This window comes from Shewanella sp. 5_MG-2023, assembly GCF_030547465.1.
Classification (GTDB): domain Bacteria; phylum Pseudomonadota; class Gammaproteobacteria; order Enterobacterales; family Shewanellaceae; genus Shewanella.
In genome coordinates this window covers 16,881-35,148 of sequence record NZ_JAUORC010000001.1, presented here as the reverse complement: position 1 = coordinate 35,148, position 18,268 = coordinate 16,881, and the positions used below count along the sequence as shown (strand labels likewise).

The 18,268-nt window shown below is 40.4% G+C and carries 9 protein-coding genes; all 9 read left to right on the top strand.

Going from position 1 to position 18,268, the window contains the following annotated elements:
• Positions 1 to 166 precede the first annotated feature (166 nt).
• The 9 genes from proQ (at position 167) to Q4557_RS00090 (ending at position 18,212) form a co-directional block, all read left to right on the top strand.
• Positions 167 to 796, top strand: a complete 630-nt coding sequence (gene proQ / locus Q4557_RS00130) for an RNA chaperone ProQ (protein ID WP_102437829.1) — start codon at positions 167 to 169, stop codon at positions 794 to 796.
• A gap of 22 nt (positions 797 to 818) precedes the next feature.
• Positions 819 to 2,927, top strand: a complete 2,109-nt coding sequence (gene prc, locus Q4557_RS00125) for a carboxy terminal-processing peptidase (protein ID WP_303409877.1) — start codon at positions 819 to 821, stop codon at positions 2,925 to 2,927.
• Positions 2,928 to 3,020: 93 nt separating this feature from the next.
• Positions 3,021 to 5,585, top strand: coding sequence for an aminopeptidase N (pepN, locus tag Q4557_RS00120; RefSeq protein WP_303409875.1), 2,565 nt, complete (start codon positions 3,021 to 3,023; stop codon positions 5,583 to 5,585).
• An 80-nt stretch (positions 5,586 to 5,665) separates the two neighbouring features.
• Positions 5,666 to 5,881 carry a DUF2835 domain-containing protein gene (locus Q4557_RS00115; RefSeq protein WP_102437823.1) on the top strand — a complete coding sequence of 72 codons (216 nt, stop codon included), beginning with the start codon at positions 5,666 to 5,668 and terminating at the stop codon, positions 5,879 to 5,881.
• Between the two features lie 314 nt (positions 5,882 to 6,195).
• A complete protein-coding gene (locus tag Q4557_RS00110; protein WP_303409872.1) occupies positions 6,196 to 8,256 on the top strand; it encodes a DUF1302 domain-containing protein in 2,061 nt (686 codons plus the stop codon).
• 13 nt (positions 8,257 to 8,269) lie between these two features.
• Positions 8,270 to 9,634 (top strand): DUF1329 domain-containing protein, encoded by a 1,365-nt coding sequence (locus Q4557_RS00105; protein WP_102477260.1) that lies wholly within the window; start codon positions 8,270 to 8,272, stop codon positions 9,632 to 9,634.
• 50 nt (positions 9,635 to 9,684) lie between these two features.
• On the top strand, positions 9,685 to 10,695 hold the full coding sequence (locus Q4557_RS00100) for a YCF48-related protein (protein WP_303409869.1): 1,011 nt from the start codon (positions 9,685 to 9,687) through the stop codon (positions 10,693 to 10,695).
• Between the two features lie 51 nt (positions 10,696 to 10,746).
• On the top strand, positions 10,747 to 13,101 hold the full coding sequence (locus Q4557_RS00095; protein ID WP_102531775.1) for an RND family transporter: 2,355 nt from the start codon (positions 10,747 to 10,749) through the stop codon (positions 13,099 to 13,101).
• A 266-nt stretch (positions 13,102 to 13,367) separates the two neighbouring features.
• Entirely contained in the window at positions 13,368 to 18,212 is a 4,845-nt protein-coding gene (locus Q4557_RS00090; protein ID WP_102437814.1) for an NAD-glutamate dehydrogenase, read from the top strand.
• Positions 18,213 to 18,268 lie beyond the last annotated feature (56 nt).

The window sequence follows — 18,268 nt, the reverse complement described above, 5'->3', positions numbered from 1 at the left end:
AATTACAGCTAAGTGAGTTAATTTGTTAAAGCATGTTTCAATTGCTTTAGCAATCGAATAAGAAGTGCTAATTTGAACGTTAAGCAAGATCTGTTTAACGAAAGATAAACGACTGTACTCGCAAAGAAAGCTGAGACTCAGTCCCTTTTATAACGTGGAAGTAAAAATGGAATCAACAGACAAGTTGACCGACACCAACGCAGTTTTAGCGTATTTATATGAAACATTTCCTTTATGCTTTATTGCAGAAGGTGAAACTAAGCCATTAAAAATTGGGTTGTTTCAAGATTTAGCTGCTAGGTTGGCTGATGATTCTAAAGTAAGTAAAACACAATTACGTGTAGCACTTAGACGTTATACAAGCAGCTGGCGCTACTTGAAAGGCGTTAAAGCGGGTGTTCAACGTATCGATCTTGACGGTCAAGATTGTGGCGAATTGGAGCAAGAACATATTGACCACGCTCAACAAACGTTGAAAGAAGGTCAAGAAAAAGCCAAAGCTAAGCGTCAAGCTGTAGCGGCTAAAGCGGCCCCTAAAAAGCCAGCAAGAAAACCTGCAGCTAAAGCGCCGGTTAAAAAAGACCGTCCAGCTAAGCCTGCAAAACCTGCAGCGCCTAAAATTAATTATGTTGCTGCTAAATTTGACGAGCTTAAGCAAAAACAACGTGTTAGTGTCAAGTTAGGGCAAAACCCTGTACCTGGTGTTATCACTGACATCAAGAAAGAAGATATCCATGTACAGCTTGATACTGGATTAATCGTAAAAGTTCGTGCAGAGCATATTTTATTATCGTGATCATTTAAGGAGTAACTTGTTGATGCGAAAACTCACTTTGGCTGCGTCGATTGCCACTTTATTTGTCGGTTTTTCGGCTTGGGCAATAACACCAACGATTCAAATCAACGAGTTACCTAAACTTGAGCAAGAGCCTCAACACAAGGTTGCGAGTAAAAGGGTAACGAATTTATTTACTCGTTCTCACTATCATCGCTTTGAACTTGATGATGCTTTTTCTGAGTTGATTTACGAAAGATATTTGCAACAACTTGATTTTCGTCGCAATGTTCTAACTCAAGCTGATGTTGATACTTTTAAACAGTATCAGCATTCGTTTGACGATATGGTCAAATCTGGCAATATCTCACCTGCCTTTGATATGTACTCCCTAGTACAAAAACGTCGTTATGAACGTTTTACTTATGCACTTACTTTACTTGATAAAGAATTCGACTTTACCGAAGCTGGTGACGCTTACGAATTCGATCGTGAAGAAGCTGCTTGGCCAAAAGATGAAGCTGAATTAAATGAGTTATGGCGTCAGCGAGTTAAATATGACGCACTTAACCTAAAACTTGCCGGTAAAGATTGGAAAGAAACCGCTGAAGTATTAGGTAAGCGTTATAACAATGCCATTAAACGTTTAAGCCAAACTCAAAGTGAAGATGTATTCCAAGGTGTGATGAATGCCTTTGCGCGTACTGTAGAACCCCATACGAGTTATTTATCTCCCCGTAATGCTGAACGTTTCCAAATGGAAATGAACCTGAGCCTTGAAGGTATTGGTGCAGTTTTACAAATGGATGATGATTACACAGTAATTAAAAGTTTAGTTGCTGGTGGCCCCGCTGCTACCAGTGAAAAATTATCACCTGAAGATAAAATTATTGGTGTAGGCCAAAAAGACGGTGAGATAGTCGATGTTATCGGTTGGCGTTTAGATGATGTTGTAGAGTTAATTAAAGGCCCAAAAGGCAGTGAAGTTAACTTACAAATTTTACCTAAAAAAGGTGGCGCCAATGCAAAAGCATTTGAAGTGACCATTATCCGCGATAAAATTCGACTAGAAGATCGCGCTGCAACGTCAAAAGTCGTTGAGCCAACTGAAGGTGAATACGCCAACCGTAAAGTCGGTGTCATTCAAATCCCAGGCTTTTACATGAACTTATCTGTTGATGTAGAAAAAGAACTGGCTAAATTAAAAGAACAAAACGTTGAAGGCGTTATCATTGATTTACGTCGTAACGGCGGCGGAGCGTTAACTGAAGCCACATTATTAACGGGTTTGTTTATTGATATGGGCCCAGTGGTTCAAATTCGCGATGCAAATGGCCGTGTGACTCAAAACCGCGATAATGATGGCAAGAGCGCATATGATGGCCCATTAACTGTCATGGTTGATCGTTATAGTGCATCAGCGTCTGAAATTTTTGCTGCGGCATTGCAAGATTACGATAGAGCCTTAATTGTTGGTGAAGCTAGTTTTGGTAAAGGTACAGTGCAGCAGCACAAAAGCCTTGGCAGAATTTATGACATGTACGACAAACCAATTGGTCACGTGCAATACACCATTGCTAAGTTTTATCGCATAAATGGTGGCAGTACCCAACTTAAAGGTGTGACGCCAGATATTATGTTCCCAAGTGCATTAGAGCCGGGTGAATATGGTGAATCTGAAGAGAAGAATGCACTGCCATGGGACAAGGTGCCTGTCGCGCAATACGGCACCTTAGGCAATATCAAGCCAGAGCTAATTACTAAGCTTGATGAAAGGCATCAGCAACGTATTAAAGCAGACGTTGAATTTGGCTATATCTTTGAAGATATCGCTGAATTTAAGAAGCATCATGATGATAAAACCATTTCATTAGTTGAAAGTGAGCGAATCGCTTCCCGTGAAGATGATGATAAGCGCTTACTTGATAGAACCAATGAACGCCGTGTTAAAAATGGTTTAGAACCATTAGCCTCTTTAGATGACGATGAAGAAATCGAAGACGGTGCAGATACTAACACTGAGGCAACTGAAGTTGCACAAGCAAGTGATGAAGAAGCTGAAGATGAGTTAGTTGAGCCAGATGCTTTCTTAGAAGAAACAGCATTAATCACTTTAGACATGGTTGATGCAAAGAAACTCGCAGTGAAGTAAACTTTATTTCGTGCCAAAAAAACGCGCTTTTAGCGCGTTTTTTATTAAGTAAATTTTAGCTCTAACAAGAGCAGTGTTATTCAAGGATTACCTATGACTCAAGCACAAGCAAAACATCTTAAAGATTATAAATCACCTTTATTTACCATTAGCCATATAGCGCTAGATTTTGATTTAAATGGTGCAGAAACTCAGGTCGTTGCAAAGAGTAAAATCCAAAGAGTTGGCGAGCACAAAGAAGCGCTGCATTTAGTTGGTGAACAAATTCAGTTAACGTCAGTGTTAATTAATGGCCACAAAGCTAACTATAAAACAGAAAATAACCAGCTTATCATTGACACAGAGCTAACAGACTTTGAATTAACGGTTGTTACTAAACAAGACCCTGAAGCGAATTCAAGCCTTGAAGGTTTGTATATGTCTGATGGCGCTTATTGCACTCAGTGTGAAGCAGAAGGCTTCAGACGTATTACTTATTTCCTCGACCGCCCAGATGTTTTAGCTATTTACAGTGTCAGAATCGAAGCAGATAAAGCAGCGTTTCCTTTTTTATTGAGTAACGGTAATTTAGTCGAGCAGGGCACATGTGCTGATGAAAGTCGCCACTTTGTTCGTTGGCAAGACCCTTTCCCAAAACCGAGTTACTTATTTGCATTAGTTGCAGGTGATTTTGATTTATTAGAGGATAAATTTATCACCCGTAGTGGCCGAGAAGTAAAACTACAAGTATTTGTGGATAAGGGTAATTTACATAAAGCCAATCACGCCATGGTGTCATTGCAAAAGTCGATGGCGTGGGATGAGTCGCGTTTTGATTTAGAATATGACTTAGATATCTACATGATAGTCGCGGTAGATTTTTTCAACATGGGCGCAATGGAAAACAAAGGCCTCAATGTATTTAATACCAAGTATGTATTAGCTGACACCGCTAGCGCGACAGATGAAGACTATCATGGCATTGAATCCGTTGTTGGGCATGAGTATTTCCATAACTGGACAGGTAACCGAGTGACTTGTCGTGATTGGTTCCAATTAAGCCTTAAAGAAGGGCTCACGGTATTTAGAGATCAAGAATTTAGTTCCGATTTAGGTTCTCGCGCTGTTAACCGCATTCAAGCTATTCGTGTCATGAAAAATCAGCAGTTTGCCGAAGATGCTGGACCTATGTCACATCCTATTCGCCCTGAATCTGTCATTGAAATGAATAACTTCTATACCGTGACCGTTTATAACAAAGGCGCAGAAGTCATTCGCATGATGCACACCATTTTAGGTGAAGCTAAATTCCAGCTAGGAATGAAGTGTTATTTTGAGCGTCATGATGGTCAAGCTGTAACCTGCGATGACTTTGTCAACGCGATGGAAACAGCAAGCGGAATCGATTTGTCTCAATTTAGACGCTGGTATAGGCAAGCAGGCACTCCGGTGCTTAAAGTAACAGATCACTATAATGCTGCGACTAAGCAATATTCACTGACTGTTGCACAATCTGTGATGTCTAACGGTGTTGCAGGGGAGGTATTACATATCCCGTTCAGCATTGAGCTACTCGATACTCAAGGTCAGTCAGTTGCTAATACCGTGTTAGATGTAAAACAAGCACAGGAAACCTTTGTGTTTGACAATATTGCGTCAGCGCCAATTCCATCATTATTACAAGACTTTTCAGCGCCAGTAAGACTTGATTATCAATTTAATGTTGATCAGTTAGTGCACTTAACGCGCTACGCATCAAGCGAAGTGGCTCGCTGGGAAGCATCTGTTGGGTTATTTAGCCAAGCCGTGTGGCAAAACGTCGCCAGTCTTGAAGCGAAAGAAACGATGCATTTAGATGCCAGAGTCATTGAAGCTGTTAGAGGAATTATCCTCGATGAAAGCATCGATAAAGCGCTAGTGGCTGAGATTTTGGCATTCCCAAGTGCTGCAGCATTAATTGAACAAGTAGAGACAGTGAACTTAGATGCCTTGGCGGCTGCAAGAGAGTTTGTGGTTAATGAAATCGCAGAGTCTTGTTTAGACGAGCTGGTAACGCGCTATCGTAGCTTGATTAATGAAGATAATGCAGCAAGTCGTGCATTTAAGAATATTTGCTTAAGTTTGTTGTCTAAAGTGTCTTCTGAATATGAAGACTTGGTGATTAACCAATATCAGCAAGCTTCAAATATGACAGATAGCTTAGGCGCATTAAAAGCGGCAGTCTCGGGCCAGTTGACTTGTCAGCAGTCATTAATGCAAGATTTTGAGCAAAAGTGGCTAAAAACGCCGCTAGTGATGGATAAGTGGTTTAGCTTACAAGCCTCGCAAAATACCGCAGATGTGTTGGAGGTTATTAAAGGGCTCACTGAGCATGAAAGTTTTAGTTTCAATAACCCTAATCGCGTACGCTCATTAATTGGATTTTTCGTAGCGGCAAACACCTATCAATTCCATGATGCTTCAGGTAAAGGTTACCAGTATCTCACTGATGTGTTGATCAAGCTTAACGAGTTAAACCCACAAATAGCGGCAAGAATGATCACTCCGCTTATTCAATTCAGCAAGTTTGACGAAAACCGTCAGCAACTGATGAAAGCATCGTTACAGCGATTAAAAGCATTACCGAATTTATCGAAAGATTTATTCGAGAAAGTTGAAAAGGCGTTAGAGCAAGCTTAACTATCGTTTATAACAATTAACGCCCACAAGGGTTTAAGTAAATTATTGTGGGCTTTTTTATAGGGTTTTACCGAGTCATCATGGAATTTTATTTTTCAATATATGTAAGCTTTAATGATTTTCTGCCTTTTTACCAGGGCGTGGTAAAAAACGTCGAAGTTCTAGACCGTAACGGCAAAGTATTACATATAAATGGTAAGTATTTCAGACCATTTGTAACGGCCTCAGGCATCCATGGCAGTTTCATTTTACACCTCAATACCTCAGGTAATTTCATTTCACTAAACAAAATTTAGAGTATTTACTTCAAACGGTCGATTGATTAGAGAGTGTTAAATTAGCTGGAATTATCACCTCTAACTTATTGAAAGTTAACAATTACATTTAAAGATTACTCACGGCTCATATATTTAAGCCATTCAATTCAAATCAGTCTGACTTTTTTCACCCATAAAATCATCTAACTGCACCAATTCATTCATAAATTTTCTTTTTTTTGAACTTGCCGAAACATGTTAATTGCTGTAACAATGGTGTTGCCTGCAGGCTAACAAAATGTTGGTTCAAATCCTATAACAACGAATCCAGCAGGTTACGGAGAGAAGCAAAAATGAATATTGTTAAAAGACGCTTTAACAAGTCGGCACTCGCTTTGGGGGTGGTGTCGGCATTAACTTTGGGGATGAGCAGTAGCGTTAATGCTGTTTCATTTGATTGGGGAGAAGTTCGAGGTACTTTCGATTCTACTTGGACCGTCGGAGCTAGCTGGCGTGTATCAGAGCGAGATTGGGAAGGGCAGATCGGTAAAGTCAACCAACCACAAATGGATTGGTCTGGCTATTCTGCATTTGGTGCCCCTTTCGGACAAACACCTATATATTCTAAAGCCCAAATTTGGGATCAAGCGGGTTCTTACTCAAGTAACAACGATTTGAGTAACCTACTTTATTCAAAGGGTGATACCACCTCTGAACGTTTTAAAGGCTTGCATGAACTGTCTCTAGAATATAAAAACTTTGGCTTGTTTGTTCGTGGTATGTATTTCTACGATACAAAATTAAGCGATGGTGATTATGATTTTAATGACCCGCTAACCGGCAAAGAGTTTGACCCGTGTGAAGATAGCCGCGCATCAGAAGTGCAATGTAAAGATATTCGCTTATTGGATGCCTTTGTTTACGGTAACTTCGATTTAAATGATGGGAAAAACCCATTATCAGTGCGTGTGGGTAACCAAGTTGTTTCATGGGGTGAAAGTACCTTAATTCCTCATGGCATCGGTGTGATTAACGCAGTTGATTTAAACATCTTGAATGCCCCAGGAGCTGAGCTAAAAGAAGCATTCCGTCCACAAGGCATGGTTTGGGCTTCATTAGGTCTGAGTGAAAATTTAAACATTGAAGCTTATTACCAATATGATTGGGAGCCAATTTGGGTGCCAACCCCAGGTTCAAATTTTGCCACTAATGATTTTGCTGGTTTTGGCGGCTATAGCCAAAATGCACAATTGGGCTTCAACTCAAATCCAGATATTAATCTTGAATTCTTAATGTCTGAGTATGCCGCATTATATGGTGCGGCATCTCAGGTCACTGATCCTGATCAGCTTAAAGCTATGGCAGCTTATATGGTGCCATACGCAACCAAAGTAGCCTTGATTCAAGATGAAGCAGAGCCTGCTGATGACGGCCAATATGGTATCAAACTAGGTTATTACGCGCCTAATTTCGGTGAGACTGAATTTGGTTTGTATTACATGAACTACCATAGCCGTCGCCCAATTATCAGTGGTACAGCGTCAGATTTCTCTGATGATGCTATTGCGGGTGATTTCGGTAAGTTATTAGCAAGTGGCGGTGAAATCGATCGTGAACTCATGCTAAGCATGGAAACATTCACTAAAGCACAAATTGTTTATCCTGAAGATATTCAATTATATGGCGCAAGTTTTAACACATTAGTGGGCGATACCTCTGTTGCCGGTGAACTCTCCCATCGTATTGATGAGCCGCTGCAGATTGATGATGTTGAATTGCTATTTGCGGGTATGCCGCAACAACTTGCTAATGCAGGAAAAGCTCCAGAATTAGATGGTGTATCCCAAATTAGTGGTGTCGAAGCTGGTGAAACAATTGATGGTTTTATCTTGTCAGATACCACTCAAGCACAGTTTACGCTAACCCATTTATTTGGCCCTACTTGGGGAACGGATAATTTAGTGATGCTTGCTGAAGTGGGCGGCGTGTGGATCCATGACATGCCAGGATTTGATGAGCTACGTTTAAATGGCCCAGGAACAGCTCGTTCTGGTGGCAATCCTGATATGCCAGGGATTATCGAAGCATTACATGACGGTCCTGAAACTAATCCGTTCCCTACTGATTTTGCTTGGGGATATCGTTTAGTTGCTAAGGCTGACTTTAACAATGTCTTTGCCGGTGTGAATATGTCACCGCGGGTGATTTTCTCTCACGATGTTGACGGTATTACACCAGATCCAATGTTCTTATTTACTGAAGGGCGTAAGTCTGTGGCTGTTGGTCTAAACTTTGACTATCGCAGTCGCTGGGGGGCAGATGTGTCCTATAACAGCTTCTTTGGTGGCGTAGGCACAACTAATGCAATGACTGATAGAGATTATGTCTCTTTCAACGTCAAGTATTCGATCTAAAAGGATAATAATAATGAAGAAACTGACGATATTATCGGCTGCTGTCATGTTATCGCTGACTGCACCAGTAGCGATGGCGAAAGTATCAGAAGCCGAAGCTGCAAAATTAGGTACTGAATTAACCCCTTTAGGGGCAGTTATGGCAGCTAATGCTGATGGCTCTATCCCTGCATGGGATAAGGGGATTACATCAGCACCAGCTGGGTATGAGAAGGGCATGCATCATCCAGACCCTTTTCCAAACGATAAAGTGTTATTTACTATTACCAATGCTAACAAAGCACAATATGCTGAGTTTTTAACACCGGGTCAGGTGAAGTTATTTGAGCTTTATCCAGATACCTACAAAATGAATGTCTATGAGACTCGTCGTACTGCGTCTGTTCCTCAGTATGTTTACGAAGCCACTAAAGCGAATGCGTTAAACGCTGAATTAGTTTCAAATGGTAATGGCGTGAGTGGGGCATCTATTGGTGTACCATTTCCTATTCCATCAACTGGTTTAGAGGTGATTTGGAACCATATCTTGCGTTATCGCGGTGTTGATGTGGAAACTTATCGTAGCCAAGCTTCACCAACAAAAAGTGGCTCTTACACCTTGATCGAAACCGCTGAAGAGATCCGTTTTGAATATAGCCGTCCAGAGATCACGCTAGATAAACTCGCTGAAACGAATACCTTGTTTTTCTTTAAACAAGTTGTTCGTCAGCCTGCACGTCTTGCTGGTACAGCATTGTTAGTTAAAGAAACCATGGATCAAGAAGCATTACCTCGTCAAGCATGGACTTATAACACTGGCCAACGCCGTGTTCGTAAAGCGCCAAACGTTGCTTTTGATACGCCGGGTACTGTTTCAGATGGTCTAAGAACCACAGATGATTTTGATATGTTCAATGGCTCTCCAGTACGTTATAACTGGGAACTCGTTGGTAAGAAAGAAGTTTATATCCCTTACAATGATTACAAACTTCATTCTGATGCACTTGAATATGATCAAATCCTAAAACCTGGTCATATCAATCCTGAGTATGCTCGTTGGGAAAAACACCGTGTTTGGGAAGTAAAAGCAACTCTTAAAGACGGTATGCGTCATATCTATAAAACGCGTGTTTTCTATATTGATGAAGATTCATGGCAAGTATCGTTGACCGATATGTATGATAACCGTGATGAGCTTTATCGTGTAGGTACTGCACATTCTATCAACTACTATGAAGTTCCAACTCATTGGAGTACGTTAGAAATTTTCCACGATTTACAATCTCGTCGCTACTTAGCAATGGGATTAGATAACGAAGGCCGCATGTATAATTTTGATGCCAAGCTTTCTGAAGCTAATTTCACACCTGATGCGCTTCGTCGCGCAGGTATTCGCTAAGACCTTTATGGGGCGCATCATGCGCCCCAGCTATTCTTAAGGAAGTTTGTATGTCGTTTCGCACACTTCGCAATGTTGCCGTAATCAGTGTTAGCTGCTTTTTCGGTGTTGCATCAGCAAATGTTCAATTTGATCCGCTCAGCGTTCAACTCCAACCCCTCGCTCAATCATCTTTAGTTGTCGATATTGCTAAAGCTGGCGATAAGCTTGTTGCAGTGGGTGAACGTGGCCATGTATTAGTCAAACAACAACAATGGCAACAAGTTAGTACACCTGTTATCGCGCAGCTAACCAAAGTATTTTTTCTCGATGATATGCAAGGCTGGGCCGTTGGCCATGACGCAACCATCATTCATACCCAAGACGGTGGCTTAACTTGGGCCTTACAATTTCAGTCTCATGAGATTGAAAAACCGTTATTAGATATCTTATTTTTTGATGATAAAAACGGTATAGCGGTTGGGGCATATGGCTTGTTTTATCGCACCGAGGATGGCGGTCAAAACTGGCAAGAAGAATTCCATGAAGAGTTATTATTCGAAGAAGATATTGGTTATTTAGCGGATTTAAAAGCTGAAGATGAAGCGCTGTATTTATCTGAACGTGCCGCACTATTACCTCATTTTAACCGCATTATTCAATTAGCTGACAATAGTTTATTAATGGTTGGTGAACTTGGACTAGTGGCCACATCAATTGATAATGGTAAAACCTTTAGTGCACAAGATTTTGTTTATGACGGTTCAATGTTTAATGCCATTGAAACAGATAGCAATATCTTTTTGATGGGGCTTCGTGGTCATGTTTTTGTTACCGATAAACAATTTTCACAATGGAGTGAAATTGAATTACCGGTCAAGTCAACAATACATAACGCCTTTATCAACCCTGATGGCTCACTATACCTAGTGGGTAATGCTGGCATGATTATCCAACTTAATAACGAACTTGAGGCTAAGGTCATTGCTCGTAGACAAGGTGAAAACATTGTTGCTGTAGCCAGTGACAACCAAGGCGAACTTTGGTTTGCAGGTACTAAAGGCTTATTTCAACTTAAGTAAACATCACAAAATGATAACTATAAATAAAACAACAATAATAGGGCCGATAAGATGTTAGAAAAACTGGTCAATGGATTTGAAAGTTACCTCTTTAGACACAGGATGTGGGTAATATTTTCATTTATATTAATTACCTTCTTTCTAGGTTACCAAGCTAGCCAATTAAAAATGGATGCCGCTTTTAGTAAGAATATTCCATTAAATCATGAATACATGAAAACCTATACTAAGCATCAAAAAGATTTTGGTGGTGCCAATAGGATCATGGTTGCAGTAGAAGATACCAGTGGTAATATTTTTAACCCAGAGTATTTTGAAACCCTCAAAAATGTACATGATCAACTCTTTTTCATTCCTGGGGTTGAGCGCTCTCAAGTTAAGTCATTGTATTCACCTTCGACTCGATTTACTGAAGTTGTTGAAGATGGTTTTGCTGGCGGCCCTGTGATACCTGCAGACTTTCGAAATGATGACTATGGCTTAAATACTGTCAGAGACAATATTGAAAAAGCCGGTATTGTTGGCCGTTTGGTATCCAATGATTATTCCTCGGCAATGTTAACAGCTCAGTTAATGGAGTTTGTGGCAAAAACTGACGAAGAAATGGCTGCTTCTGAAGGCGCTGAAAAAGATGTTACTTTTAAGCCGTTAAATACAATTCAATTTGCTCAGCAACTTGAAAATGAATTACGCGCTAAATATGAAACCGATACCATCAAAATCCATATTATTGGTTTTGCTAAAATGGCTGGTGATGTAGCTGAAGGCGCTAAGGGCGTGCTGCTGTTTTTCTTGATTGCTATCGCAATCACAGCTGTGATGGTTTATTTATTTTCTAAGTCATTAATGCTGACGATTTTGCCTTTAGTATGCAGCTTAATTGCGGTGGTGTGGCAACTTGGGTTGTTAACAGTAGTAGGTTTTGGTTTAGATCCAATGTCAATTCTTGTACCATTTTTGGTGTTTGCAATTGGCGTAAGCCATGGGGTACAAATGATTAATGCGGTTAGGCGCCGTGTTGGTGATGGACAAGCCACTAAAGCTGCAGCTGCATCCGCGTTTCGTAGTTTATTAGTACCAGGCGGTATTGCATTATTATCAGACACCGTTGGCTTTTTAACCTTACTTGCAATCGATATCGGTATTATTAGAGAGTTAGCGATATCGGCATCATTAGGTGTTGCTGTTATTATTTTGACCAATTTAATTTTATTGCCACTGGTTATTTCTTACACCAACATCAAACCGGTTCAAGAGAATAAAGCGCAAAAAGATAAAATTGAAGGGATTTGGCGTAGCTTATCTAAATTTGCCACTCCTAAATATGCTGTCATTGTGCTGATTTGTACTGCACTGTTATATGCTTTTGGCTTGCAACAAGCCAGTAATATGAAAATAGGTGACCTTCAAGGCGGTGCGCCGGCATTGCATCTTGATTCAAGATACAACCAAGATACTTTTTATATTACTGATAATTATTCAATTACCACTGATTATATGACGGTGATTGTTGAAGCAACCCCTGAAGCCTGTACCTATCATTCCATATTAGCTGAGATCGATCAATTCGAATGGATGGTGGCCAATACCCCGGGAGTTGAATCAACAGCCAGTTTAGCGTCAGTGGCTAAGCAGGTTAATGCCGGCTTTAACGAAGGTAACCCTAAGTGGCAAATATTGCCAAGAACCACAGCAAGTTTAGTGCAAGCGGTAGGACGAGTACCAACGACATCAGGTTTATTAAACGGCAACTGTTCGGTGATGCCTATTTTCTTATTTTTGAAAGATCATAAGGCTGAAACCATTGAAGTGGTGATTGCTAAAGTCAAAGATGTAGCTGAAAAGCTCAATACCGAAACATTACAATTTAAACTGGCTTCTGGCCCTGTTGGTGTCATGGCTGCGACTAACGAAGCTGTTAGTGAAGCGCAGCTACCTATGATGATTTATGTTTATGGCGCTGTATTTATCCTATGTTTAATTAGCTTCAAATCACTTAAAGCGACGGTAGCAGTGATTGTGCCGTTATATGTGGTGTCGACATTAGCACAAGCATTAATGACTTGGCTTGATATCGGCCTTGCGGTGAGCACTTTACCGGTGATTGCATTAGGTGTTGGTATTGGTGTTGATTATGGTATTTATATTCTCTCGACTATGGCAGGTAAACTCAACAATGGCATGGCGGTGCAGCAAGCCTATTTTGAAGCGTTAATTGAGCGAGGCAGTGCGGTTATTTTTACCGGGCTTACTTTAGCCATCGGTGTGAGTACTTGGTTCTTTTCTGCGCTGAAATTCCAAATGGATATGGGAATTTTATTAACATTCATGTTTTTAGTGAATATGTTGGGAGCGATAATTATTTTGCCCGCATTATCAGCCGTTTTCTGGCGCAAACCCAAGTAAGTTAAAGGGTTTATAAATTAAAGAGGAGCTTAGCTCCTTTTTTTTTTTGCATAGTTAGTCTATCTAAACGCTTGATTGGTCAATTAGTGACTATAATTCTTGAATTAACAAGGGTTTTAGAGGATCTACCACTAAAATTTAGCTCGAAATAGCATGAAATTAGTAATAAACTTTGCGGCAGATCTCAGTTTAAGACGGGATCAACAAGCCGAAGCATCCAATATAATGATAAAAGCGCTGCCATAAACGCTTAAGGAAACTGCAACATGGCCTTTAAAGATGCAATGCCTTCAGTACTACTAGAAAATGTAGTCAATTTAATTCATAAAAAAATCCCTAATACTCAAGCAAAACAAGTTGAGCAATTTGCCCATTGTATATACGCCCATATGTCAGAAGACGACTTAAACGCTCGTAATGACAGCGATTTGTATGGCGCAGTATTAAGTCTTTGGAATGCCTTAAACAAATCTGCTGCAACCAATACCCACATTCGGGTATTTAATCCAAGTCAGTCAAAACATGGCTGGCAGTCAAGTCATAGTATTATCGAAATTATACAGCCTGATATGCCATTCTTGGTTGATTCAGTTGCTATGGCGTTAAATCGTATGGGGATTACTGCTCATATGATGCTGCACACACCAATGGCGTTGGTGCGTGAAAAAGAATTAGTTAAAGAAGTGTCTTTTATTAAAGATGCTGATGAAAACACAGAAAATGTTGCGGTGTTTTTGATTGAAATTGATCGCCAAAGCAGTGAAGCCGATATTAAAGCCATTGGTAAAGAACTTGAATCAGTTTTTGCTGATGTGGTGTCGTCAGTCGTTGATTGGCAAAAAATGTCTGACAAATTGTCAGAAACAGTAAAATTATTACCTAAGCAGCCTTTTCCAGGCGCGAAATGTGAAAAAGAAGAAGCAATTAGCTTTTTAACCTACCTAAATAATCATCACTTCACCCTACTAGGTTACCGCTATTATGAGTTAAAGCGTGTTGAAGGTGATGTTGAGTTAGTACCTGATTTAGATTCAAGTTTAGGATTAATGAGCCGCTCTGTTAATAAAAACGGCGAGCGTGGCTTATTACTGTCTTCGCTTTCTCAATCAGCAAGAAAAGAAGCTCTAGATGAGAGTCTGTTAGTGCTGACTAAAAGCTCGACTAAAAGCCGAGTTCATAGGCCCGCTTATGTGGATTACATCGGTATTAAACGCTTTGATAAAAAAGGTAACGTGATTGGAGAAGATCGCTTTTTAGGACTTTACGCGTCCAATCTTTATAACCGTAGCCCCAGAGAAATACCGCTGTTAGCTGAAAAAGTTGAACGGATTATGGAGCGCTCAGGTCTAGCACCACGTTCACATGACTACAAAGCGTTGATGAATACCCTTGAGAATTTACCTCGTGATGAGTTAATTCAATCTAAAGAAGATGAATTAGCCAGCGTTGCTCGTGGTGTATTACATATGCAAGACCGTGACAAATTAAAAGTATTTGTTCGTAAAGACGGTTTTGGCCGATTTTTGTCCTGTTTGGTGTATGTTTCAAAAGATCGCTACAACACTAAATTACGTCAAGACACTCAACGTATTTTAGCGCAGCATTTTAACAGCACTGAAGATGTTGAATTTACCACTTATTTCTCAGAATCGACTTTAGCGCGTACGCACTACATCGTGAAAGTTGATAATAATAATATGGATGTCGATGTGGCTGCTATTGAGAAAAACCTAATTGAAGCGGCGCGCTCTTGGGAAGATAAATTACAGAGTTCATTAACTAACTCATTAGGTGAGCAATCGGGTACTGGCTTAGTTAAACGTTACCTCAATGCGTTTTCACCAAGCTATAAAGAAGATGTATTGCCGAGTTCAGCCGTGGTCGATATTCAGCACCTTGAAGCGTTGAATGACGAGCATAAACTAGGCATGCTATTTTATCAGCCGCAAGAAACAGCCTTAAATGATAATAAAGTACGTTTAAAGTTGTTCCATAAAGATGAACCGATACATCTGTCTGATGTACTGCCAATGTTAGAAAACTTTGGATTACGGGTCATCAATGAGCGTCCATATGAAGTGAAAACTGAAGATGGTGCCACCTATTGGATCCTTGATTTCTTAATGATGGTGCAGGGCGCAGCAATTGAAAACTTGGCAGATAGCCAAGATCGATTCCAAAATGCGTTATCTCAAGTATGGCAAAAGAAACTTGAAGATGATGGCTTTAACCGCATGGTGTTGGCAACCAGCCTTACTGGCCGTGAAGTATCTATTTTACGTGCTTATGCCAAATATATGCGTCAAATAGATGCAACATTTAGCCAATCATATATCGAAGAAACCTTTAATCGTTATCCGCAAATTGCTGATTTATTAGTTAAAATGTTTATTCGTAAGTTTAACCCTAAACTTAAAACCCGCACTCTCAGTAAATTTTATGAGCAAATCGATTTACGCCTAGAAGATGTCTCTAGCCTTGATGATGACCGCATTATTCGCCGTTACTTAGATTTGATTAACGCAACGCTGCGTACCAACTTCTATCAAACGATTAACGATGTTGATGTTAAACCTTATATCTCATTCAAGTTTTTACCTGAAGATATTCCTGAGATGCCGCGTCCATTGCCAAAATTTGAAATCTTTGTGTATTCACCAAGGTTTGAAGGGGTGCATTTGCGTGGTGGTAAAGTCGCTCGTGGTGGCTTACGTTGGTCAGATCGTCGTGAAGATTTCCGTACTGAAGTACTAGGCTTGGTCAAAGCGCAACAAGTTAAAAATACCGTGATTGTTCCTGTTGGTGCAAAAGGCGGTTTTGTGTGTAAGCAGCTGCCTACAGACGGCGGCCGTGAAGCCTTCTTTAACGAAGGGCAAGCGTGTTACCGCTTATTCATTCGCGGGTTATTGGACATCAGTGACAATATCATCGAAGGCAATGTTGTACCGCCAAAAGATGTGGTTCGTCATGACGAAGATGATGCCTATTTAGTGGTTGCAGCCGATAAAGGCACTGCAACATTCTCCGATATTGCCAACGAAATCGCCATTGAATACAACTTTTGGTTAGGTGATGCATTTGCATCTGGCGGCAGTAATGGTTATGACCATAAGAAAATGGGCATTACCGCCAAAGGGGCTTGGGAGTCTGTCAAACGTCACTTCCGTGAAGAAGGCATCGATTGTCAAACTACCGACTTTACCTGTCTGGCAATTGGCGACATGGCTGGTGATGTATTTGGTAATGGCATGTTGTTATCCCGTCATACTAAGTTAGTGGCGGCATTTAACCATATGCATATCTTCATCGATCCCAATCCTAATGTTGAAACCAGTTATATCGAGCGTGAGCGTTTATTTAATTTACCGCGTTCAAGTTGGGAAGATTACAATACCAAGCTAATGTCAAAAGGCGGGGTAGTATTCCAACGTTCAGCTAAGTCATTAAAATTGACTAAAGAAATCAAGCTGATGCTGGATACTACCGAAAACACCATGACGCCAAATCAACTCATGCAAGCTTTGCTAAAAATGCGTGTAGATTTAATTTGGAATGGCGGTATTGGTACCTACGTTAAGGCGACGACTGAAACTCATGCTGAAGTTGGCGATCGTGCTAATGACGCTATTCGAGTCAACGGTAATGAACTCAACGCTAAAATCATTGGTGAAGGTGGCAACTTAGGTGCAACCCAATTGGGTCGTATTGAATTTGCAGCCAATGGTGGCCGAGTCAATACTGATTTTGTTGACAATGTCGGTGGGGTTGATTGTTCAGACAACGAAGTGAACATCAAAATCTTACTTAATACTATTGTTGCAGACGGTGAACTTACGGTTAAACAGCGTAACCGTCTGTTAGAGTCAATGACAGATGAAGTCGGTGAGATTGTTCTGCAAGACTGTAACGATCAAACCCGCACCATTTCTGTGACTCTGGCACATGGTGTTGCTCAGTTAAAAGAGCATATCCGATACATTCAATATCTTGAAAAAGATGGCAAATTAGATCGCGCCCTAGAATTTTTACCAACAGATGATGAGTTAGCCGATCGCTTAGTAAATAACCGTGCACTGACTCGTCCAGAGCTATCAGTATTGGTTGCTTATGGCAAAATGGTCCTAAAAGAGCAATTGGTCACCGCTGAAATCACTGAAGATAGTTTTTTAAGTAAATTGCTAACGAACTATTTCCCGCAGCAATTGAAAGATAAATATGCAGATAAGATGATTTCGCATCCTTTGCGCGGTGAAATTATTGCAACCTCATTAGCCAATGAATTGGTTAATGATATGGGCTTTAACTTTGTACAGCGTATGCAAGATGAGACCGGTGCCTCAGTTGCTGAAGCGGCAATTTGCTACACTATGGCTCGAGAAATATTTAGCTTAACTGAACTAACACAGTCAATTACTAAGCTTAATGGAATTGTGTCTGCTGACGTTCAAAGTGAAATGTTGCACCAATTACGTCGTAACATGCGCAGAGCGTGTCGCTGGTTAATTCGTCACCGCAAGAAAGGTGAAAATATTGAGCAAACTGTAGCATTCTTCAAACCTGTGTTTGATGAATTAAAAGCTAATGTTGATCAATATATGATTTCTGCAGAAGTTATGGCTATTTCAACTGAAATTAAATTACTCCAGGAACAGCAAGTACCAGAGTCTTTAGCGCATGTTATCGCTAAAATGAGTACCTTATTCTCAGCATTAGATATTGCTCAAATTGCCCAACTTGAGGACAAATCAGTAAAACTGGTTGCTGAAACGTATTTCAGATTAGGTGCAAAAGTTGAATTACATTGGTTCTTAGAACAGATTAGTATTCAACCAGTGTCCAATCATTGGCAAGGATTAGCCCGCGCAGCCTTCAGAGAAGAGTTAGATTGGCAACAGCGCTCATTAAGCTCTACAGTCCTTCGAGCCTGTACAGACTCTTGCGATGCAGATGTGATCATTAACCAGTGGATTGATAATAATCAAAAGTTGTTAGAACGCTGGTTTAACCTACTGACTGAATTTAAGGTGTCTCAAAGCCATGATTTTGCAAAATTCTCAGTGGCACTGCGAGAACTTAATTTATTGATCCTTCATTGCGAAGGACCGAGATAATTATTTATAATAAGTGAACGAGCCCTGGCGATAGCCGGGGCTTTTTTTAGGTTTAG